Source organism: Herbaspirillum sp. RV1423 (assembly GCF_000577615.1).
Classification (GTDB): domain Bacteria; phylum Pseudomonadota; class Gammaproteobacteria; order Burkholderiales; family Burkholderiaceae_D; genus Herbaspirillum.
This window is the reverse complement of the sequence record NZ_CBXX010000019.1, coordinates 18406-40380: the sequence shown is the minus strand read 5'-3', so window position 1 is coordinate 40380 and position 21975 is coordinate 18406. Positions and strand designations below refer to the sequence as shown.

General features: G+C 58.6%; 21 protein-coding genes and 1 tRNA gene. 13 read left to right on the top strand and 9 right to left on the bottom strand.

The window, feature by feature from the left end:
• Positions 1-78 precede the first annotated feature (78 nt).
• The 8 genes from RV1423_RS17190 (at position 79) to RV1423_RS17155 (ending at position 9655) form a co-directional block, all read left to right on the top strand.
• Positions 79-1065, top strand: a complete 987-nt coding sequence (locus RV1423_RS17190; protein WP_034299048.1) for a MurR/RpiR family transcriptional regulator — start codon at positions 79-81, stop codon at positions 1063-1065.
• A complete protein-coding gene (locus RV1423_RS17185; protein ID WP_034299045.1) occupies positions 1062-2042 on the top strand; it encodes an isoaspartyl peptidase/L-asparaginase family protein in 981 nt (326 codons plus the stop codon). Before RV1423_RS17190 ends, RV1423_RS17185 begins: the two co-directional genes overlap by 4 nt.
• A gap of 15 nt (positions 2043-2057) precedes the next feature.
• Positions 2058-3947: a dipeptide ABC transporter ATP-binding protein gene (locus RV1423_RS17180; RefSeq protein ID WP_081768860.1), complete on the top strand. Its 1890-nt coding sequence runs from the start codon at positions 2058-2060 to the stop codon at positions 3945-3947.
• Between the two features lie 38 nt (positions 3948-3985).
• Positions 3986-5554 (top strand): glutathione ABC transporter substrate-binding protein GsiB, encoded by a 1569-nt coding sequence (gsiB, locus tag RV1423_RS17175; RefSeq protein ID WP_034299042.1) that lies wholly within the window; start codon positions 3986-3988, stop codon positions 5552-5554.
• A gap of 357 nt (positions 5555-5911) precedes the next feature.
• Positions 5912-6832: a glutathione ABC transporter permease GsiC gene (gene gsiC / locus RV1423_RS17170; protein ID WP_034299039.1), complete on the top strand. Its 921-nt coding sequence runs from the start codon at positions 5912-5914 to the stop codon at positions 6830-6832.
• 8 nt (positions 6833-6840) lie between these two features.
• The gene (gene gsiD, locus RV1423_RS17165) at positions 6841-7746 is read left to right on the top strand and encodes a glutathione ABC transporter permease GsiD (protein ID WP_034299036.1); all 906 of its coding nucleotides are present in this window, start codon (positions 6841-6843) and stop codon (positions 7744-7746) included.
• A gap of 5 nt (positions 7747-7751) precedes the next feature.
• Positions 7752-8834, top strand: a complete 1083-nt coding sequence (locus RV1423_RS17160; protein WP_373419972.1) for a P1 family peptidase — start codon at positions 7752-7754, stop codon at positions 8832-8834.
• The gene (locus tag RV1423_RS17155) at positions 8831-9655 is read left to right on the top strand and encodes a M55 family metallopeptidase (protein ID WP_034299030.1); all 825 of its coding nucleotides are present in this window, start codon (positions 8831-8833) and stop codon (positions 9653-9655) included. The genes RV1423_RS17160 and RV1423_RS17155 overlap by 4 nt, the downstream gene beginning before the upstream one ends.
• Positions 9656-9731: 76 nt before the next feature.
• On the opposite strand, the gene RV1423_RS17150 is transcribed toward RV1423_RS17155, so the two are convergent.
• From RV1423_RS17150 to RV1423_RS17135, 4 genes are all read right to left on the bottom strand, one after another.
• A complete protein-coding gene (locus RV1423_RS17150) occupies positions 9732-10394 on the bottom strand; it encodes a DUF799 domain-containing protein (RefSeq protein ID WP_051516734.1) in 663 nt (220 codons plus the stop codon).
• A gap of 11 nt (positions 10395-10405) precedes the next feature.
• Positions 10406-10777, bottom strand: a complete 372-nt coding sequence (locus RV1423_RS17145) for a DUF4810 domain-containing protein (protein ID WP_373419971.1) — start codon at positions 10775-10777, stop codon at positions 10406-10408.
• Between the two features lie 13 nt (positions 10778-10790).
• A complete protein-coding gene (locus tag RV1423_RS17140; RefSeq protein WP_034299027.1) occupies positions 10791-11468 on the bottom strand; it encodes a CsgG/HfaB family protein in 678 nt (225 codons plus the stop codon).
• 418 nt (positions 11469-11886) lie between these two features.
• A complete protein-coding gene (locus tag RV1423_RS17135) occupies positions 11887-12300 on the bottom strand; it encodes a hypothetical protein (RefSeq protein WP_051516733.1) in 414 nt (137 codons plus the stop codon).
• A gap of 245 nt (positions 12301-12545) precedes the next feature.
• Between RV1423_RS17135 and RV1423_RS17130 the strand changes: the two genes are divergently transcribed.
• Positions 12546-12854: a helix-turn-helix domain-containing protein gene (locus RV1423_RS17130; RefSeq protein WP_034299024.1), complete on the top strand. Its 309-nt coding sequence runs from the start codon at positions 12546-12548 to the stop codon at positions 12852-12854.
• Positions 12855-13231: 377 nt separating this feature from the next.
• Here RV1423_RS17130 and RV1423_RS17125 read toward each other — a convergent pair whose 3' ends face one another.
• A complete protein-coding gene (locus RV1423_RS17125; protein WP_034299021.1) occupies positions 13232-13429 on the bottom strand; it encodes a hypothetical protein in 198 nt (65 codons plus the stop codon).
• 198 nt (positions 13430-13627) lie between these two features.
• On the opposite strand from RV1423_RS17125, the gene RV1423_RS17120 reads away from it, so the two are divergent.
• Entirely contained in the window at positions 13628-14389 is a 762-nt protein-coding gene (locus RV1423_RS17120; RefSeq protein WP_034299018.1) for a hypothetical protein, read from the top strand.
• 66 nt (positions 14390-14455) lie between these two features.
• Positions 14456-14968 (top strand): hypothetical protein, encoded by a 513-nt coding sequence (locus RV1423_RS17115; protein ID WP_034299015.1) that lies wholly within the window; start codon positions 14456-14458, stop codon positions 14966-14968.
• A gap of 877 nt (positions 14969-15845) precedes the next feature.
• Here RV1423_RS17115 and RV1423_RS17105 read toward each other — a convergent pair.
• Positions 15846-15932 (bottom strand) — tRNA-Leu (locus RV1423_RS17105).
• A gap of 139 nt (positions 15933-16071) precedes the next feature.
• On the opposite strand from RV1423_RS17105, the gene RV1423_RS17100 reads away from it, so the two are divergent.
• Entirely contained in the window at positions 16072-18027 is a 1956-nt protein-coding gene (locus RV1423_RS17100) for an APC family permease (RefSeq protein WP_034299138.1), read from the top strand.
• A 12-nt stretch (positions 18028-18039) separates the two neighbouring features.
• Here RV1423_RS17100 and RV1423_RS17095 read toward each other — a convergent pair whose 3' ends face one another.
• The 3 genes from RV1423_RS17095 to RV1423_RS17085 all read right to left on the bottom strand — a co-directional run bounded on the left by RV1423_RS17095 (position 18040) and on the right by RV1423_RS17085 (position 20958).
• Positions 18040-18438 (bottom strand): surface-adhesin E family protein, encoded by a 399-nt coding sequence (locus RV1423_RS17095; protein ID WP_034299009.1) that lies wholly within the window; start codon positions 18436-18438, stop codon positions 18040-18042.
• 333 nt (positions 18439-18771) lie between these two features.
• On the bottom strand, positions 18772-19782 hold the full coding sequence (locus RV1423_RS17090) for a DctP family TRAP transporter solute-binding subunit (protein WP_034299006.1): 1011 nt from the start codon (positions 19780-19782) through the stop codon (positions 18772-18774).
• Positions 19783-19881: 99 nt separating this feature from the next.
• Complete coding sequence (locus RV1423_RS17085; protein ID WP_034299003.1) at positions 19882-20958, bottom strand: tartrate dehydrogenase; 1077 nt, start codon at positions 20956-20958, stop codon at positions 19882-19884.
• Between the two features lie 96 nt (positions 20959-21054).
• Here RV1423_RS17085 and RV1423_RS17080 point away from each other — a divergent pair, with 96 nt between their 5' ends.
• Positions 21055-21969: a LysR substrate-binding domain-containing protein gene (locus tag RV1423_RS17080; RefSeq protein WP_034299000.1), complete on the top strand. Its 915-nt coding sequence runs from the start codon at positions 21055-21057 to the stop codon at positions 21967-21969.
• Positions 21970-21975: the final 6 nt, after the last annotated feature.

Below are 21975 nucleotides of genomic sequence, written 5' to 3'. Positions count from 1 at the left end.
CTTTACTTTTGAAAATAATGAAAATATATTTACATTTTTAACGCCGTCCGCATCCTTTTCTCCTTTTCCAGCCGCCGTATGCACAATCCAAAAAACACATCCTTGCAGGGCGGCGGCGCAGTGGCGCGCGTGCTGGGCAAGCTGTATCCGAACCTGTCGAAGGCGCATCGCAAGGCCGCCGACTATGTGCTGGCGAACACGTTCCGCGCCGCCACCATGACCATCGACGAATTATCCGAGGCGGCCGGCATTTCGCTGGCGACGGCGAACCGTTTTGCGCATGCGCTGGGATTCGACGGCTACGCGCCGTTCCGCAATGCGCTGGTGGCCGATTTCGCCTCGTCGCTGGCGCCGGTGGAAAAGATGCGCCACGAAGTGCAGAAGAGCGCGACCAGCGCGGAAATCATTTCCGCCGCGCTGGCCAACGACATCCGCAATATTGAAGCCACCCTGCAAGGTCTGGTGCCCGCGCACTGCGATCAGGCGGTCGAGATGATCCTCAAAGCCGACCGCATCTTCGTGCTCGGTTTCGGCGCCAGCGCTTTCCTGGCCGGCATCATGGTGCATGCGCTGGAACCGTTTTGCCGCACCGTATTGTCCAGCGTGCACCCGGGCGGTCCGTCGCAGACCGGCAGACAGTTTTTCAAGCTCGACGAGCGCGATGTCGTGATCGCCATGGCTTATCCGCGCTATGCCGCCGACACGGTGCGGCTGGCGCGCCGGGCGGTCGAGAAGGGCGCGAAACTGATCGCTTTCACCGATCTGCCGCATTCGCCGCTGGTGCCGCTGGCCGATGTGACGATCTATGCCCAGACCGAGCGGCAATTGTCGCCGACCTCCGACGCCGCGGCGCTGGTGCTGATCCAGGCGCTGTGCGACGCGGTGGCGCATCGCGCCAAGCGCTCGGTGCAGGCGGCCTCGGAGATGACCGAATTCGTTTTGCCGTGGCTGTACCAGGCGGAACAACATGATCCTGCGCGCAAGCCGGCTCGTCCGGCAAAGAAGGCAAGCGCCAAGACAACCAGGCCGGCCAGCCCGGCAACATCAAGGAACGCCAGATCATGAGCACCCCAGTCATTGCCATCCACGGCGGCGCCGGCACCATCACGCGCAGCGCCTTGAGCGAGGCCGACGAGGCGCGCTACCTGGCCGAACTCAAGGTCATCCTGCTGGCCGCGCAAACCGTGCTGAGCGCCGGCGGCTCGGCGCTCGACGCCGTCAGCGAAGCGGTGCGCCTGCTGGAAGACTGTCCGCTGTTCAACGCCGGCAAGGGCGCCGTCTACACCCGCGCCGGCACGCATGAGCTCGACGCCGCCATCATGGATGGTTCCAACCTGAAAGCCGGCGCGGTCGCCAACGTCACCTGCGTGCGCAATCCGGTGCTGGCGGCGCGCGCCGTGATGGAAAAGAGCGCCCACGTCCTGCTGGCCGGCTGCGGCGCCGATGCGTTCGCGCGACAGCAGGGACTCGACATCGTCGATCCCACCTATTACCAGACCGAAGCGCGCCACCAGCAATGGCTGCGCGTGCGCGAGCAGAGCGGCATGATGCTCGACCATGACGCGGCGGCGTTCACGTTTAAGGAATCCTCTCACGGCACGGCGCCCATCGACCCCGACAATAAATTTGGCACCGTTGGCGCGGTGGCGCTCGACATGCACGGCAACCTGGCGGCGGCGACCTCGACCGGCGGCATCACCAACAAGCAGGTTGGCCGCGTCGGCGATACGCCGCTGATCGGCGCCGGCTGCTATGCCGCCAATGCGACTGCGGCCGTTTCGGCGACCGGCACCGGGGAAGTGTTCATACGCACCGTCGCCGCCTATGACGTCGCAGCGCGCATGGCCTATGCCGGCGCGACGCTGCAAGAGGCGGTGGAACAGGTCGTGATGGAAGTGCTGCCCGCCCATGAAGGACGTGGCGGCCTGATCGCCGTCGATGCACAGGGCAACGTGGTGTTGTCGTTCAACACCGAAGGCATGTATCGCGGTTATGCGCGCGGCGCCGAAGCGCCGGTCACGGCAATTTACAAGCAGCAGTAAAGGACGCAACAAAATATGGCCATGCAAGATCAACAACCGCAAGATGCGACCGCCAGGCGCGTACTGACCGTCGACAATCTCGGCGTCACCTTCACCGGTTCCGAACGCACGGTGGAAGCGGTGCGCGGCCTGTCGTTCCACGTCGACAAGGGCGAGACGCTGGCCATTGTCGGCGAGTCCGGTTCCGGCAAGTCGGTGTCGTCGCTGGCCATCATGCGCCTGATCGAACACAGCGGCGGCCGCATCGTGTCGGGCAGCATGCAGTTCCGGCGCTATAACGATGCCAACGGCGCGACCCTCGATCTGGTCAAGGCCGAACAGGCGACCATGCGCAGCATTCGCGGCGCCGAGATCGCGATGATCTTCCAGGAGCCGATGACTTCGCTCAATCCGGTCTTCACCGTCGGCGAGCAGATCGCTGAATCGATCCGCCTGCATCAGAACAAGAGCCGCAGCGCCGCGCGCGCCGAGGCGCTGCGCATGCTGGACATGGTGCGCATCCCGGAAGCCCGGCGCGTGCTCGACCGCCATCCCCACCAATTGTCGGGCGGCATGCGGCAGCGCGTGATGATCGCCATGGCCTTGTCCTGCAAGCCGTCGCTGCTGATCGCCGACGAGCCGACCACGGCGCTGGACGTGACGATCCAGGCGCAGATCCTGCAACTGATTCGCTCGCTGCAGGAAGAAATGCACATGGCGGTCGTCTTCATCACCCACGACATGGGCGTGGTGGCGGAAATCGCCGACCGCGTCGTCGTCATGTGCCGCGGCGAGAAGGTCGAGGAGAACGACGTGCACAGCATTTTTGCCGCGCCGGCGCATCCTTACACGCAAAGCCTGCTGGCCGCCGTGCCGCGCCTGGGCGCCATGACCGGCACCGACACGCCGTCGCGTTTCGGTATACCGGTCAGCGTCGAAGCCAGACCGGAATCGATGGCCGACGAATTGCAGGCTGCTTCCGAAATCGCGCAGCAGCGCCAGCTTATCCTCAAAGTCAGCGACCTGACCACACGCTTCGACGTCAAGAGCGGTATTTTCGGCCGCGTCAGGCAGCGCGTGCATGCGGTCGAACGCGTCAGCTTCGATCTGTATGCCGGCGAAACGCTGGCCATCGTCGGCGAGTCCGGCTGCGGCAAGTCGACCACCGGCCGTTCCTTGCTGCGCCTGGTCGAGATCAGCGGCGGCAAGGTCGAGTTTGGCGGCCGCAATCTGGCGGAATTGCCGCGTGCGCAATTGCGCGAATTGCGCCGCGACATCCAGTTCATTTTCCAGGACCCGTTCGCCTCGCTCGATCCGCGCATGACGGTCGGCTATTCCATCATGGAGCCGATGTTGGTGCATGGGATGAAGGAAGGCGCGCAAGAACGCGTCGACGCCTTGCTCACGCGCGTCGGCCTGCTGCCCGAACATGCCCAGCGCTATCCGCACGAATTCTCCGGCGGCCAGCGCCAGCGCATCTGCATCGCCCGCGCGCTGGCCTTGAATCCCAAGATCGTCATCGCCGACGAATCGGTATCGGCGCTCGACGTCTCGATCCAGGCGCAGATCGTCAACCTGATGCTGGACCTGCAAGCCGAACTGGGCATTTCCTTCATCTTCATTTCGCATGACATGGCGGTGGTGGAACGCATCAGCCATCGCGTCGCCGTGATGTACCTCGGCCAGATCGTCGAGATCGGCCCGCGCCGCGCCATTTTTGAAAATCCGCAGCATCCCTACACGCGCAAGCTCATGGCCGCCGTGCCGGTGGCGGACCCCGAGCTGCGCCATCTCAAGAAAGGTTTGCAGAATGATGAAATCCCCAGCCCCATTCGCGCCATCGGAGACGATCCGCTGGTCGAACCACTGAAGCAAGTCGGCCCCGGCCATTTTGTTGCTACACATCGCATTTCCGCTGCTTTTTAGTCGCCCCTTCAATCACTTAAAAACTCAGGAGCCTAACCATGACTACCCAATCTTCCCGTCGCGGCACAACGGCCATCCGATGGCTGGCGCTCGGCGCCATCGGCACCACACTGCAGTTCGCCGCCGTCCATGCCTGGGCCGCCAAGAGCGTCACCCTCGCGGTTGCCTCGACGTTCACCACGATGGACCCCTACGACGCCAACGACACGTTGTCGCTGGCCGTGACCAAATCGTTCTACCAGGGGCTGTTCGCGTTCGACAAGGACATGAAACTGGTCAACGTGCTGGCCGAAGGCTACCTGGTCAGCAAGGACGGCCTGGAATACACCATCCGCCTGCGCCAGGGCGTCAAGTTCCATGACGGCACCGTGTTCAAGGCCGACGCCGTCAAGGCCGTGATGGACCGCGTCACCAATCCGGACAACAAGCTGAAGCGCTACAACCTGTTCAATCGCGTCGCCCGCACCGAAGTACTGAACGACTACACCGTCAAGATCGTGCTGAAAGAGCCGTTCTCGGCCTTCATCAACGTGCTGGCGCACCCGTCGGCCGTGATCATTTCTCCGACGGCGTTGAAGCAATACGGCAACAAGGACATCGCTTTCCATCCGGTCGGTACCGGTCCGTTCAAGTTCGTCGAGTGGAAGCAGACCGATTACATGAAGGCCGAGAAATTCGCCGGCTACTGGAAGGCTGGCTATCCGAAGGTCGACGAAGTGGTGTGGAAGCCGGTGGTCGACAACAACTCGCGCGCGGCCATGATGCAGACCGGCGAAGCGCAATTCACCTTCCCGCTGCCGTATGAGCAGGCCGAACTGTTGAAGGGCAAGGGTGCCCTGGATTTGGTCTCCGGTCCGTCCATCATCCAGCGCTACATGTCGATGAACGTCAAGCAAAAGCCGTTCGACAACCCGAAGGTGCGCCAGGCCATCAACTACGCGATCAACAAGGATGCGCTGGTCAAGGTCGCTTTCAGCGGCTATGCCGTGCCGATGGACGGCGTGCTGCCGCAGGGCGTCGACTATGCCGTCAAGACCGGTCCCTGGCCGTATGACGTGAAGAAGGCCAAGGCGCTGCTGGCCGAAGCCGGTTATCCCAACGGTTTTGAAACAGAACTTTGGTCTGCCTACACCCACACCACCGCGCTGAAGATCATCCAGTTCCTGCAACAGCAACTGGCCCAGGTCGGCATCAAGGTCAAGGTGCAGGCGCTGGAAGCCGGCCAACGCGTCGAGAAGGTCGAAAGCGCGCCGAATCCTGACACGGCGCCGGTGCGTCTGTACTACAGCGGCTGGTCGTCTTCGACCGGCGAAGCCGACTGGGGCCTGCGTCCGCTGCTGGCGTCGGAAGCCTTCCCGCCGAAGTTGTACAACACTGCGTATTACAAGAGCGACAAGGTCGACAGCGATATCGCCCAGGCGCTGACCGTCACCGACCGCGCGCAGAAAGCTGCCTTGTACAAGGACGCGCAGACCGAAATCTGGAAGGACGCGCCGTGGGCCTTCTTGGTGACGGAAAAGGTCTTGTATGCACGCAGCAAGAATCTCAAGGGCGTGTACGTGATGCCTGACGCGTCGTTCAACTTCGACGAGATCGAGTTGAAGTAAGCCGCTTTGGTATCAAGTCCGTCGTTCCGACGCAAGCCGGAGTCCGTTGTCGATGTTGGACGATACGACGCTGGGTCCCGGCTTTCGCTGGGACGACGGATTGAGTGAAGGCGGCGGATATCATCATCGCCGTCGTTCCAGCGAACGCAGGAACCCAGCGGCTTACGTCGCGATCACGTAGACGGTAAGTTGCGGATGAGCAGTGAGCGAGCAGCAAACCAGTAGTGAAAAAGCACCGCCTAAGCAACAAACCGAATAAGCCAGTGCGGCAAACGGATTTTTATCGCGGAGCGAAACAAGGCCGGAATTCGGTCAAAGCCTCGCTCCCCAAGTTGTTGAATCATTGCAGGACGCGCCATGTTTTCTTATGTTTTAAAACGCCTGATGGGACTGATCCCGACCTTGCTGCTGGTGGCGGTGATGGTGTTCCTGTTCGTCCACTTGCTGCCCGGCGATCCGGCGCGGCTGGCGGCCGGTCCCGAAGCGGATGAGCAAACGGTCGCGCTTATACGCGCCGATCTCGGCCTCGATCAGCCGATCCACAAGCAATTCGTGCGCTTCTTCGTCAACGCCGCGCAGGGCGACTTCGGCACTTCGCTGCGCAGCAAGCTGCCGGTCAGCCAGGAAATCATGGAACGCTTCTGGCCGACAATGTGGCTGACCCTGACCAGCATGGTGTGGGCGGTCATCTTCGGCTTGTTCATTGGAATATTTTCCGCGGTGTGGCGTAATGAATGGCCGGACCGCGTCGGCATGACGCTGGCGGTGTCAGGCATGTCTTTCCCGCCGTTCGCGCTGGGCATGGTGCTGATGCAGGTGTTTTCGGTGCAACTGGGCTGGCTGCCGACGGTCGGCGCCGACAGTTGGCGTCATTACATCCTGCCGTCGCTGACGCTGGGCGCCGGCGTGGCGGCGATCATGGCGCGCTTCACGCGCTCGTCGTTCATCGAAATCATGAAGGAAGACTATGTCCGCACCGCGCGCGCCAAGGGGCTGAACGAGCGCATCGTGGTGGTCAAGCATTGCTTGCGCAATGCGTTGATCCCGGTGGTGACCATGATGGGGTTGCAGTTCGGCTTCCTGCTGGGCGGCTCGATCCTGGTGGAGAAAGTCTTCAATTGGCCCGGCATGGGCCGCCTGCTGATCGACGCCGTCGAGATGCGCGACTATCCGATCATCCAGGCCGAGATTCTGCTGTTCTCGCTGGAATTCATTTTCATCAATCTGGTTGTCGACGTGCTGTATGCCGTCATCAATCCGAGCATCCGTTACAAGTGAGGCAGAGCATGTCGACTTCCACTACACCTGCCGCAAATGCAGTCGCAATCGCAGCTTCCAGGTCGATTCGTACACCCTGGAGCGAATTCTGGCGCAAGTTCAAGAAGCAACCGCTGGCGCTGGCGGCCGGCGCCTTCGTGCTGTTCCTTGTGGTGATCGCGATCGTTTCGCCCTACATCACTCCATACGACGCCGAGAATTATTTCGACTACGATGCGCTCAATGCAGGGCCGTCGTTGCAGCACTGGTTCGGCGTCGATTCGCTGGGTCACGATATCTTCAGCCGCATCCTGGTCGGCACGCAGTTGTCGCTGGCGGTGGGCTTCTCGTCAGTGGCGGTGGGTTCCATCGTCGGTACTTTCCTGGGACTGGTGGCCGGTTACTACGAAGGCTGGGCCGACCGCATCATCATGCGCATCTGCGATGTATTGTTTGCTTTTCCCGGCATCCTGCTGGCCATCGCCATCGTGGCCATCCTCGGCAACGGCATGACCAACGTCATCATCGCGGTGGCGATCTTCAGCATCCCGGCGTTCGCCCGGCTGGTGCGCGGCAATACGCTGTCGCTCAAGCAACTGACCTACATCGAAGCGGTGCGCAGCATCGGCGCCAACGACATGACGATCATTTTGCGGCATATTTTTCCCGGCACGATTTCTTCGGTGGTGGTGTATTTCACGATGCGTATCGGCACTTCCATCATTACCGCCGCCAGCCTGTCCTTCCTCGGCCTGGGCGCGCAGCCGCCGACGCCGGAGTGGGGCGCCATGCTCAATGAGGCGCGTTCCGATATGATGACCGCGCCGCATATCGCGATCTTTCCCAGCCTGGCGATCTTCCTGACGGTGCTGGCTTTCAACCTGCTCGGCGACGGCCTGCGCGATGCGCTCGATCCCAAGCTGGACCAGAAATAAAAGGCATGGGCGTAATCCGAAGCAAGACCATGAGCAAGAAATATCCTCCCCATATCGGCCGGTTGCCTGCCGGCGCCGGCGACAGCATCGCCGACGTGCCCGGCGTCACGGTCGGCCATTGCACGCTGAACTATGGCGCCATCCAGACCGGAGTCACTGTAGTGCGTCCGCACGGGCGCGACCTGTTCCGGGAGAAGGTGCCGGCAGCCGCGGTAACGTTCAACGGCTTCGGCAAGAGCATCGGCCTGATGCAGGTTGAAGAGCTGGGCGTATTGGAAACGCCGATCGCCCTGACCAACACCTTTGCCGTCGGCGCCGTCGCCACCGCGCAGACGCGCGCGGCCGTACAGGACAATCCCGGCATCGGCCGCGACCTGCCCAGCATCAATCCGCTGGTGTTCGAATGCAATGACGGTTTTCTCAACGACATGCAAGCGTTTGCGGTGGAAGAGCGGCACTACCTGCACGCCTTGCAGAACGCCTCGGACCAGGTCGCCCAGGGCGCGGTCGGGGCCGGACGCGGCATGTCCTGCTTCGAGCTCAAAGGCGGCATCGGCAGCGCTTCGCGCAAGGTCGCAATCGGCAATGCCGGCTACATCGTCGGCACCCTTGTGCTGGCCAACTTCGGCAAGATGTCCGACCTGGTCATCGATGGCGAGCCCACGGGCACGACGCTGAAATGCCTGCAAAAAGGATTGGAAGATGTACCCGAGAAGGGTTCCATCATCATGCTGATCGCCACCGATGCGCCGCTCGACGCGCGCCAGTTGCGCCGGCTGGCCGGGCGTGCGGGCGTCGGGCTCGCACGCACCGGTTCGGTCTACGGCCACGGCAGCGGCGATATCGCGCTGGCGTTTTCCACGGCGCAGACGGTGCTGCATTTGCCGGATGCCGAGTTGTCGGCGATGTCTTTTTCCTGCTTGCACGACAGCCTGCTCGATCCGCTTTTCTACGCGGTTGCCGACAGCACCGAGCAAGCGATTCTCAACGCCTTGTTCGCCGCCGAAGCGGTCAAGGGCAGGGATGGCCACCAGCGCCGCTCGCTGAGCGACTTGCTGGCCTCCCTCGCCACCATGGAGCATGCATGAACATACTGATTTCCGTCGACATCGAAGGCGTTGCCGGCGTATTCCATCCTGAGCAGACCCGTCCCGGCAACAGCGAATACGAACGCGCGCGGCGCCAGATGACCGACGAAGCCAACACCGTGATCCGCGGCGCGCTGGCCGGCGGCGCCGGCAATATCGTCGTCAACGATTCCCACGGCAGCTTCCGCAACCTGTTGCCGGACCTGCTGCATCCGGCTGCGCGCATGGTGCTGGGCAAGCCGCGCGTGCTCGGCATGATGGGCGGCGTCGCCGACAACGTCGATGCGGTGATGATGGTCGGCTATCACGCGCGCTCGCAGACGCGCGGCATCCTCGCGCACACCATTAACAGTTTCGCGTTCGCGCGCGTCTGGCTCAACGGCACGGAGTCGGGCGAGGCCGGGATTTACGGCGCGCTGGCAGGCGAATATGGTGTGCCGGTGATTTTCGGCAGCGGCGACGACGTCTTTATCGAAGAAACGCAGCCGCTGTTTCCGCAGGCGCATTTCGCCGAGATCAAAAAAGCCCACGGCGCCAACAGCGGCGATTCGCTATCGCCGCAGCAGGCCTACGCCTTGCTGGAAAAGACCGCGCAAGAAGCGGTGCAGGCGGCGCGTTCGACCCAGATGCCGAAGTACCGTATTGAAGTGCCGGTCACATGCCGGTTGCAAGTCCAGACGCCGGCGCTGACCGATCTGTTCTGTCAGTTGCCGATCGTTGAACGTGTCGACGCAGTGACGCTGAAGTTCGACGCGCCGTCGGTGGAGTTTGTGGTGCGCGTGTTGAACAGCTTGTCGGCGATGTCGTTCATGCTGCGCTAGAAGGAATGCGCTCAGGACGTAAAAAAGCCGGATAAGAATCCGGCTTCGAGTTCGTCAGTCCAACCAACGGCAATACTTAATCGCTTTGGTATTTGGGCGAACGCGGTCCGTACAGTATGCCGTTTTTATGACCCGCCATCAGCAAGCGGGCGCTGGCCAGGCCAGCCATGTTGTAGCTGGCATCGGTGCTGGTGGCGATGATCTGATTGACAATAGCGGAAACCAGAATGCCCACCAGGCCGTTGGAGTTGTTCTGGCCTTCATTGCTGGAAGCTGTGGCCGAACCTTCCCACAACACTTTGCCGGTCCTCAGGTCCAGCAATTTGGCTTCGGCGGTCACCATGGTCACGCTGTTGACCACAATATAGCTGGAACCGTATTTCTGGACGTCGACGTACAGTCCGGCATCTGCCCCGAAAATCTCCCGTAACTTTGCCGGCGCCACATTGTGGATGTCGGCTGGCGTCGTCAAACCGTTCTGCTTGAAGGTTTCATCGACCAGCGTGACAGGCAGCACATAGTAGCCGGACTCCGCCAGAGGGTACGTCACCTGCGACAACATGCCGTAAGTGGCGGCGACATCCGGAGAATTGTTCAACGGCGGCAGCACGAGAATGGTGCGCGGCTTGCTTTCCTTGAAAGCGGCATAGTCGTACGGTTTTTGCTGTGTCGCGCAACCTGTTGCCAGTACGGCCAGCAGCAGCGTGACGGCGATTCCTTTAAATTTTGACAATTGCATGTGAAGGCCTTTTATTTTTTGAATTTGCGCAGGAGGAAGTCCATGTAAGGAGCCGATTCAGGGAAGAGCGTCTTCTCTGTTTCAAACTCCTGCACGACCAGATCTTCTTTGCCCGCATTGGCATACAGCAAGCCCAAATGAGCGTGATATCCCGGCGGCAGGGTTTCGCCTTTGGCGCGACTCTTTTGAGCAGTTTCTTCCAGCGCCAGGATTTGTTCTTCGTTGCTCTTGCTGCCGTCAGCCTTGAAGTATTGGTAAACCTCTTGCTGGTAACTGCCCCAGCCATAGAGCGGCGGCTGGCGCGTCGCGCAGCCCGTGAGGACCAGCAGCGGCAGCGCAAGGATCAAGGCGGAGCGAAAAGTGGAAGCGGTTGTCATGATCATTTTTCCCTTTCTCTCACTTGACCGGACGCCATGCGCCGGAATCGATGCCTGCGACCAGATTGTTGATGGCCTCGCGAATCGCCAGATCCAGCACCTTGCCGTTCAGTGTGGAATCGTAGCTTGCGGTGCTGCCGAAGCCGATGATTTCCCGATTGGACAGGCTATATTCGCCGGCGCCCTGGGATGAGTAAACGACTTGCGAAGTCGCGACATCGACGATGTTCAGGTTCACCTTGGCATAGGCGACTTGCGATTTGCCGCGGCCGAGAATACCGAAAAGCTGGCGATCGCCGACTTCCTTGCGGCCGAATTCGGTCACATCGCCGGTGACGACAAAGCTCGCGCCCTTCAGCGTTTGCGCCTGCTTGTTGATCTTGGCTTCCTGGCCGATTTCAGCCATGTTGTCGCGATCGAGGACGTCGAATCTTCCGCTTTGCTGCAGATGGGTGATCAGGATTGTCTTGGCCTGTCCGCCGAGCCGGTCGACGCCGTCGCTGAACAAGCCGCGCATGAAGCTGGAACGATTATCGAATTTGCCGACCGCAATTGCGCTGCGGGCGCCCTGATAAGCGGTGGTGCTGGCAATGGTCTGAGTTACCGGGAGAGTGCGCGACTGCTCTTCTGTCACGCAGCCGGCGAGCGCGGCAAGCACCGCCATCGTTGTCACGGCGGACGCTGTCTTTCTGAACATGTAAAACCCCTAATTTTTCTTGTTGACGAAAATACCCGGCTTGGCCGTGGCTATTGAAATATCGGCGTCAGAGACGCTTGACGGCATTTACTTGAGGACGATGCCCAAGCAATGCTGTTTGGCTTTCGGAATTTCTCCCCCCTAAAAAAAGTAGGCACGATGGTTATCGTGCCTACCGGTTTGATCTGGTGCATGACAGTTTGATTGCATGCTTATTCACGCAATACACGACATGGTATTTTTTATTCGCGGAAAAGTGTAGCGTAATTTTGCGAACTTTAAGGATTTTCTTGACGTACTTATTGGTAGGTTTGAACGCCGCGATGATGAATTGTCCATAGGCGAGAGAGAAGGGGAAATCCGGTTTATGTTGCAGGCGTTGTCACGAAGGCAAAAAGCTTGTCCCAGATATCGACGCTCATGTTGTCACCTCGTCGTCTGTAGCGGTATCGGCGAGTTGAGCGTATTGCCTTTCACCTTCGCGCCGGGCTTCATGCCTGGCCTCAGTGCGTTCATCCTTGTGATTGAGTCCCACCTCTTCGGCTTCGCAGTTGATGCAGTCGGCGATGTCATCGGCGATCTTGCATATGGCGGTAAAGGCCGCGGCAAGTGTCTCCCTGTGCGCCGGATAGTACCCCTCTGGTGTCTCCAGGCTCAAGATTGCCAGTTTTGCAATGGCCGCTATCTGGCCGAATCCCTCCTGGGATAGTGCGTCCATGAAGTTGACGGCCTTTTCCAGCTTCATGATGCGCTGAGCGGCGTCAGGTTTTGCGTTGGCTTGCGGCGTTGCGGGAAGGGATGTGTCTTGTGTAGCCGTGGTGCAGCTAGGCATGGAGGCCTCCTACGTTTGGGATTGACGTCCGCAAACCGCCTGCTGCGGTTTCCGCTATTTGGTAGCCGTAGTCCGTCAACGGCCATTAGGCCAATGGCTATGGGAATACGCATACTTTTCTCATTTGAGAGGCTTATTAGTCGACGCTTTAGGTGTGACGATATCACAAATGCTACGAAATACGTAGTATCTGAGAGAGGTATAAATTACGATTATCGTAGCTCTCTAATTTTTTGAGAACTACAATGAGCAAGGGCAATGTGACGTGGGGACGCCGCCTGAAAGAGGCGCGGCTTGCAATAGGGTTATCTCAGAAAGAGTTGGGAATTTTGGCGGAGCTGGACGAGTTTGTGGCGAGTACCAGAATTAATCGTTACGAACTCGGCGTGCATAAAGCGGACTATCAAATTTCTCAGCGCTTGGCAGAAGTCTTGAACGTTCCTACTGGATATTTTTATACAGAAGAGGACCAGCTTGCTGAACTAGTCTTAATTTATCATCGGCTAGGGAACAGAAAGAAAAATGAATTGATTAAGTTTGCAAAGAATTTATAACTGTCGGATTAAATATTTAATTTTTAGATTTTTAATCTTCTTTACGAATAAGAATATGCTTATCTCCATCGATACGGAATTTGCGGACTCTATTGGTACGGAGTTAATCAGCAATACGATGGACATTCTGGTTCCGATTTTGATGTGATAATTTGTGTTCTTCCATCGGTTAAGCCGCTCCGTATGGCGGTCATGACATACTCAGAATCAGGTGGTGCACGTAACTGAAACGTCATCGATTCAGATTACATTTAATGGCCTGATCAATTTTGGTTGAGGGGGAGTGAGATAAATCCAGAGGGAACGGTGAGATAAATCCGGGATATAGAGGGCAAAACGGGATTTACAACGAGGGATTCTGTAAAAAGGTTACAGAGTTAGGCGGGGTCAACCTGGCCGCGATATGAATCGAAGACAATGTGGCCGAGAGTCAGATCGACGACGTGCCACCAATCGACTACGTGATCCGGCAACGCGGTGGCCACTTCATCAAGGGCATCAATGAACCCGACGAAATCATCCCAGCCACCGGCCGGATAATAGTAAGGTCCAGCGAATACCGCATAGCGCTTCATCAGGATTTGTCTTCAGATTTGCCGCGACCGCCGACAGCTTTGGGGCTGCGATTTGCAGGTGTGCAGGCGCCTCAATGTCCTGGCCTTGCTTCGGCAGGAAAGTCGGCAGTCTTTGCGTCACTGGTCGATGAAGTAAGCACCGCGTTGGCACAGGCCAAAACCGAAATTTGCGAACCAAGCTGACAACGAGGAAAATGCATGAGCAGATACGCCTTATTTCAAATGTATGGGCCGTTCCGCCAGTTGCTCATTGAGCGGCACGAATTCTACGTACGTCAGGCACGTTCACGTCTACTTTCTCAGTTCGGCGACATCGATGGAGATGCGGAGCGAGCAGGCAAAGAATGGCTAGAGCGTAGCGGTCGTCATTTTGACCCAGACCGCGACGATGAAGGGGCATTCTACGAAAGAGCACACGACGAGGCGATCTCCTTCTACACAATGCTCACGGAGATGCACGAGCAAACTCGCCTGAGTGTTGTTGCGGGGATGTACCACGAATGGGACAAGCAGTTTAGAGACTGGACTGTTCGTGAGATCCATCATTGGCACCAAGGTGACAAGGTTGCTGCCAAGATATGGGCTCAGACCAATGACAACCTCGCAGATCTGTTCGTAGGCTTGAGGTGGGATTATCGAAAAGAGCCCTACTACGAAGTGATCGATACCTGCCGCTTGGTTGTGAATGTCTACAAACATGGCAAGGGAAATTCACTTGATGAGCTAAACCAGCGCCATCCAGGTTATTTTTCGAGCCCATTTCCAAATTTTCACGATCTCACCCGGCGCCATATCGATTACCAGCAGTTGAAGGTCAGCGACGAAAACATAACGGTATTCGCCGAAGCAATTACCGCTTTTTGGAAAGCCGTCCCTGAAAATATCATGAATGACGTTGTCGGCGATCTGCCTAAATGGTTTGGGAAAGCTTGGCTTAAGGATCGTGAAAGTGCTGATTAGGCGGATCGGAAAACAGAATTATGGAAGCCACTCAATTTACGCTTTCTAGCGCAAAGGAGAATCGACATGAAAAAGCCAGCGACCAAAGACCTTCCTTACCCAGTCACAGAGCCAACGGCGCTGATGATAGAGATGCGAAAAAAGATCGAAGACATTGAGCCGCCTGTTAAGTGGAATATGGGGACATGGAATTTCTCTACCTGGGAACCAGATCATCTTCACTGGGTGGCTCCATCGACAATGACGCTGTATTCTGATGGAAGTATCGTAGGTACGGTTGGACATCTCGCTGTCATGCGTAGAACGGGATGGCCGCTCGATGAGGGTATAGCCTGGTGGCCATGCGTACAGATTGATCTACTAGACGATAGCGATTCCATGCTCTCTCAGATAACAGTCAGCTTTGGTAAGATTCCCTATAAGTTCAGTGTGGACAATGTGAGCCATACTTGGAACGCGCCAGGAATACCTCAACATCTCGCTAGAATCTCTAAGATCAAGGGCAGGAGAGTGTGGGAACCTGATGGAAACGATTCTCCTGTGATTATTCCTATTACTCCACCTATCCCGATACCATAATAGCCGAACGGATTATTACCCGAAAATCGAAAATAATAAGCTCTAGGAAAAATATGTTCACGCACTCGACGTATAAGGCCGCTAGGATAGTGAGAATTCCCGTCTCAATCGACAATGCAATGCCGGACGAGCTGGACCGGGTGGCGGCGGTACTGAGAGATGGCCCCGACGCACAGACGGCCACCGAGTTGAGGTCCGAAGAAGTCCAGCTCATACGCGAAGATGGGCATTGGTTTTTAGAGCCGGTCATCAAATAGGAAAAAAGATGGCGCATACGAACGCCCCAAAACGAGAACCCGAACGCGCTGGCTGACGAACTGGCAATGCGCCTAATGAAACTGCATCAGAATCTGGAAGAACGTAGGGCCACAGGCACAGACTGGTCGATTGCTCGCGCGCTAGAAGACCGTATTGGTGCTTACCAGCCGACCAGCGGTGACTTTGATCGAGCTGAGTCATTGCTGGCGAAGTACGGCTTCTGATCATCTGCAAAGAAAAAGCATGCGATGAAAAGCACACAGGTGGGGTTCCGTCAAATTCGGATCGGTCAAGATAAGGCCGACCATGAAGCTCGTGTCGCCAAGAAGGAGCGAGAAGATGCTAATCGAACAGCGGCGAAAGCGGCAAAGGTCATAACCTGCGGTGAAGGTCATAATTTACGGTGAACTCAATATGGTGAACTCAGAGCGGTGCTGCGGGTTGTTTTTGTACGCTAATTAATGACTGTCTTCCTAGGACATTCTTGGTACCCGCCAGGACATCGGGGGACAAAGTGGCAGAGTACAAGGCGGTATTTTCAGCCGTAACGGTCTGTACTTATTTTTGCCCAAGAAAGTAAAAATGCACCCCGAAAGGTGCATTTTTAAACGAAAGCTACTGGTGCCGGGAGCCGGAATCGAACCGGCACGGTGTCACCACCGCGGGATTTTGAGTCCCGTGCGTCTACCTATTCCGCCATCCCGGCAAACGCAAGACCGCGATTATGACCGATTTTGGCGGACCGGGCAATACCCTTCCATCAGATACTCGTCATGTCGCACTGCGGCGCAAACGGGTATCATCGCCGCTTGAGTGAAAATGTCGAAGTGCGCGGCACATATTGCATGTTGAAGATTCGAGAGATTTTGTTGGGCAAGGCGCTTGATCCGTTCCAGAGCGAGACGCGCCATTCGCTGGCTCTGGTGGCTTTTCTGGCGTGGGTGGGCTTGGGCGCGGACGGCTTGTCGTCGTCGGCTTATGGTCCCGAGGAGAGTTTTCGCGCGCTGGGCCCGCATACCCACCTGGGCTTGTACCTTGCGCTGGCGACGGCGGTGACGGTGTTCATCATTGCGCTGGCCTATAACCAGGTCATCGAATTGTTCCCGACCGGCGGCGGCGGTTACCGCGTCGCCACCAAGCTGGTCGGACCCTACCTCGGGCTGGTGTCGGGCGTGGCGCTGATTCTCGACTATGTGCTGACCATCGCGATTTCCGTTGCCTCCGGCGTGGATGCGCTGGCTTCGCTGCTGCCGCTGGGATTCCAGGACTATAAGCTGTGGGCCGAGGCTTTTTTCATCGCCGTGCTGATCATGCTCAACCTGCGCGGACTGAAGGAGGCGATCCGCTTCCTGCTGCCGGTTTTCCTCGGTTTTGTGGCCACTCATCTGGTGCTGATCGTGTATGGCATCTTCGTGCATGTCGACTATTTGCCGGCGCTGGTGCCGACGACCTTGTCGGATACCGGCAATCTGGCGCAGCAGATCGGCTGGACCGGCGTGGCGAGCATGCTGCTGCTGGCGTATTCGCAGGGCGGCGGCACCTACACCGGGCTGGAGGCGGTGTCCAACAATGTCAACATGCTGGCCGAGCCGCGCGTGCGCACCGGCAAGATGACCATGCTGTATATGGCTTTGTCGCTGGCGTTCACGGCGGGCGGGATCTTTTTGCTGTATCTGCTGTGGGATGCGCGCCATGTCGACGGCGAAACGCTCAACGCAACCACCTTCCGCATGATCATCGACAGCATGGGCAGCGGCAGCCAGTGGCTCAACGACATGTTGCTGGCGGTGGTGCTGGCGTTCGAGGCGGGATTGCTGTTCGTGGCCGCCAACACCGGGTTCCTGGGCGGGCCGGCGGTGCTGTCCAACATGGCGGCCGATTCCTGGGTGCCGCACAAGTTCCGTTACCTGTCGACGCGGCTGGTGACGCAGAACGGCATCCTGGTGATGGGCATCGCCGCGCTGGCGATCCTGTTCTGGACCCAGGGCAGCGTGACGCTGCTGATCGTGCTGTATTCGATCTCGGTGTTCCTGACGTTTGCGATTTCGCTGTTCGGCCTGTGCCGCTACTGGTGGCGTCATCGCCGCCAACTGGCGCACTGGAAGCGGCGTTTTGTGCTGTCGCTGCTGGGTTTCGCGATCTGCGCCTCGATCTTGTCGGTGCTGCTGGTCGAGAAGATGTTCGCCGGCGGCTGGGCCACGGCGTTCATCATTGCCGGGATGTCGGCGCTGTGCATTTATATCCGCAATCATTACCGCGCGACCAAGGACGCGATCCGCTCGGTCGACCAGATTTTCTCAAGCCAGCCGTTCGGCGCCAATATGGAAGCGATCCTGCCGGATCCCGCCAGGCAGACGGCGGTGTTCATCGTCGGCACATCGCGCGGCGGCGGCTTGCATGCCTTGCTGTGGGTGCAGCGGATGTTCCCGGATCACTTCAAGAATTTTATCTTCGTCAACGCGCGCACGGTCGATTCGCATGCCTATGGCGGAGAGGGCGCGGTGGAGCAGATGCGGGCCGAGGCCAATGCGACGCTGCGATTTTTCGTGGACTTTTGCCGCAGCCACGGCATGGCGTCGTCTTCCTATCTGGGTTTCGGCACGGATGCGGTGCAGGAGGTCACCAAGCTCTGCCATGACATCAGCAGGCGATATCCGAATGCGATTTTTTTCACCAGCAAGCTGATTTTCGAACAGGACAACTGGTTCATCCGGCTGCTGCACAACCAGGCCGCGCTGGCGATCCAGCGCCGGTTGCATTTCGACGGCTTGCAGATGGTGATCTTGCCGATGAAGGTGTGAGCGCCGCGGTTGTTACTTCGTATTGCAGATGGATTTGATCATTTGCGCGCCGGTCGAACCGGGCACGGTATCCTGCAGCCTGACCTCGGAAAAGGCCAGGTAAGGCGAGAACAGCGCGCCGCCCTGGGCATCCAGCTTGGGGTACATGCTGCGGCTGCCGAAGCCGATGCGCTTGTTTTCGCAGTCGAGGTAGGCGACCGATACTTCCGAGGAATAGTATTTTTCGTGGCCTTGCAGCACTTGCGGCTTGGTCCAGTTGAGCAGGATATTGGCTTGCAGGATGCTGCGGCCCCGTTCGATGCTGGATTTGTCGACAAAGAAGGTGCCGAAGTCATTGTCGCCGAGCAATGACCATTGCGCGGCCACAACCTGATTCGACACCAGCAACAGCGCTAGTACTGCAAATTTCATCTTGTCCCGTTCGGTGAGTGTGCGGCGTTCACGAAAACAAGAACGCCAGCATGGCGGCGTCGTCTTCCAGCATGATCAGCAGCGTCACCGACCACAGCAGCGCATAAGCGCTCCATGCGGCAGTGAATTGCGCGAGTCGAATCTTCATGGGTTTGCTGGAGGGCGTCCGGTCATTTTACGGCGCAAATCCTAACACGGCATGGGGCTGCTGTATTTCAGAAATTGCCGCGGAGGCAAAAAAAACCGGCGCTCCATAGGGAAACGCCGGTTGCGCAACGCTCGTATCGGCGTCAGCGATGCTTACTTGCTAATTACTTGCCACGTACTTACTGCTTACTTGCCGTCCGGGCCGCGGCCGATTTCCTTGTAGATCGACTGGATCAGGTCCTTGCCGATGCGGTCTTCCATTTCGCGATGGACCTTGTACTGGATAGTCTTCCATTCGTTCTTTTCTTCAGGCGTCATGGTCAGGATTTTCATCTTGCCGGTTTTCCGGATGTCTTCCAGCGCATCGTCGTTCTCTTTCTTGGCGTTGCTGTTGAAATAGTCGGTGGCGTCCTTGACGGCCTTGTCCATGACCGGCTTGACGTCGGCGGGCAGCGAATCCCAGAAGCGCTTGTAGGCGATGAACACATAGCCGTGATAGCCGTGCTCAGAGATCGTCATGAACTTCTGCACCTCGAACAGCTTGGCGGTGCTGACGATGGATGGCGGGTTTTCCTGGCCGTCGACCACGCCGGTCTGCAAGCCCTGGTAGATTTCCGACCACGGCATTACCTGCGGCAGTGCGCCGACCACGCGCGTGCGTGCATCGATCACCTTGGACGACTGGATGCGGATCTTCATGCCCTTGATATCGGAAGGCTTCAGGATTGGCTTGTTGGAGGTCCAGTCGAGAAAGCCGCTGTCCCACATCGCCAGGCCGGTCAGGCCTTTGGCGTCGAGCTTCTTCAGCAAGGCATGGCCGATCGGCCCTTGCGTCACCTTTTGCGCCTGCGCCATGTTGTCGAACAGATAGGGCAGGTCGAACACTTCGAACTCGCGTACGCCCATCGGACCGAACTTGCCGAAGGTCGGCGCCAGCATTTGCACCGAGCCCATTTGCAGGGCTTCGAGTTCTTCCTTGTCCTTGTAGAGCTGGCTGTTGGGATAGACCTCGACCTTGACGCGGCCGCCGGTGCGTTCCTCGACGATTTTCTTGAAGTATTCCGCGGTCTTGCCTTTGGATGTGTTGGCGGCGACGACGTGGCTGAATTTGATGACGATCGGTTGTTGCGCCGTTTGTGCGTGTGCGCCGAAGGCAAACAGGGCTGTGGTTGCGACGATGGTTTTCCAGTGTTGCATGGTGTCTCCTCCTCTTGGGAATGGCATCCGTTTGAATGATGCAGCCGCGCTTCTGGCGAGCGCTAGCTGCATCCGGACGTGGGACCGGCAATCAGCGCATCAGATTGCTGCGGCGATGGCTTTGCCGACCGTAGTGGTGTCGCCGGTGCCGCCGAGGTCCGGCGTTTTCGGTCCCTCCACCAGCACTTTCTCGATCGCCGCCAGAATGGCGTCGTGCGCCTGCTTGTATTGCTTCTGGCCATTGCCGAGGAAGTCCAGCATCATCGCGCCGGACCAGATGGTGGCGACCGGGTTGGCGATGTTCTTGCCGGCGATATCGGGCGCCGAGCCATGTACCGGTTCGAACAGCGACGGCAGTTTGCGGTCGGGATTGATGTTGGCCGACGGCGCGATGCCGATGGTGCCGGCGCAGGCCGGACCGAGGTCGGACAGGATGTCGCCGAACAGGTTGGGCGCGACCACGACGTCGAAGCGCTGCGGGTTCAGCACGAAATGTGCGGTCAGGATGTCGATGTGGTACTTGTCCCATTTGACGTCGCCGTAATTCTTGCCCATGGCTTCGACACGCTCGTCCCAGTACGGCATGGTGATGGCGATGCCGTTGGATTTGGTGGCGGAGGTCAGGTGTTTCTTCGGACGGCTTTGCGCGAGGTCGAAAGCATATTTGAGGATGCGGTCGACGCCGTGGCGCGTGAAGACGGATTCCTGGATCACCACTTCGCGGTCGGTGCCTTCATACATGCGGCCGCCGATGGACGAATATTCGCCCTCGGTGTTTTCGCGCACGACATAGAAATCGATGTCGCCGGGTTTGCGGCCGGCCAGCGGACAGGGAACGCCGGGCATCAGGCGCACCGGGCGCAGGTTGACGTAGAGGTCGAAGTCGCGGCGGAATTTCAGCAGCGAACCCCATAGCGAGACGTGGTCGGGCACGGTGGCGGGCCAGCCGACGGCGCCGAAGAAGATCGCTTCGAATCCCTTCAACTGATCGAACCAGTCGTCCGGCATCATCTTGCCGTGTTGGGCGTAGTAGCCGCAGTGCGCCCAGTCGAAATGGGTGTACTCGATCTCGATGCCGAATTTCTTTGCCGCCGCGTCGACGGCGCGCAAGCCTTCCGGAATCACTTCCTGGCCGATGCCGTCGCCGGCGATCACGGCGATCTTGTGTTTTGTCATGGTGTCTGCTCCTTTGTCTTGAAAACCAGATGCAAAGCATAACGGCGGGAAGCGTGGCTATAATTCACGAATCGGTTACTTCATAAAACACGAATTGTGAACAATCAAGCCATCACGGCCCCTTTGCTGGAAGATTTGCGCCTGTTCTGCGTGGTCGCGCGCAAGAACAGCTTCGCCGAATCGGCCAAGGAGCTCGGCGCGTCGCCGGCCTATGTCAGCAAACGCATCGCCTTGCTCGAAACCGCACTCGGGGTGCGCTTGTTTCATCGCACCACGCGTCGCGTGGTGATGACCGAGGACGGCGGTAACGTGCACGACTGGGCGCGCCGCATTCTTGACGACGTCGATCAGATGATGGAAACCGTGAGCAGCCCCAAGCAGGTGCCGCGCGGATTGCTCAAGATCAGCACCAGTTTCGCGCTGGGTCGTAAATACGTGTCGCCGCTGCTGTCGGCGTTTGCGCGTCTGCATCCGGCGTTGCGCATCCAGTTGGAGTTGTTCGATCGCCAGGTCGACATGATCAATGAAGGGTTCGATCTCGATATCCGTGTCGGTCCGGTGCACGAGCCGCACCTGTTCGCCAAGCGAATCATCAGCAGCCAGCGTGTGCTGTGCGCCAGTCCCGATTACCTGACTCGTCACGGCGCGCCGGAGATATTGTCCGACCTGACGCGCCATCAATGCCTGGTGATCCGCGAGCGCAACCAGTCGTTCGGCATCTGGCGCATGATGGGGCCCAAAGGGGCGGAAACCGTCAAGGTGGCCGGCGGATTGGCGTCGAACCATGGCGAAATCATCCACCAATGGGCAATCGACGGCCACGGCATCATTCTGCGTTCGATCTGGGACGTCGCCTCCAGCCTTGAGGACGGCAGTCTGGCGCGCGTGCTGCCGGACTATTCTCAGGAGGCGGATCTGTGCGCGGTGTATCCGCTGCAACTGAAGAATTCAGCCAAGGTGCGCGAGTGCGTGCGGTTCCTGCAGAAGCACCTGGACGTGTACGCGCGCTGACCCTTG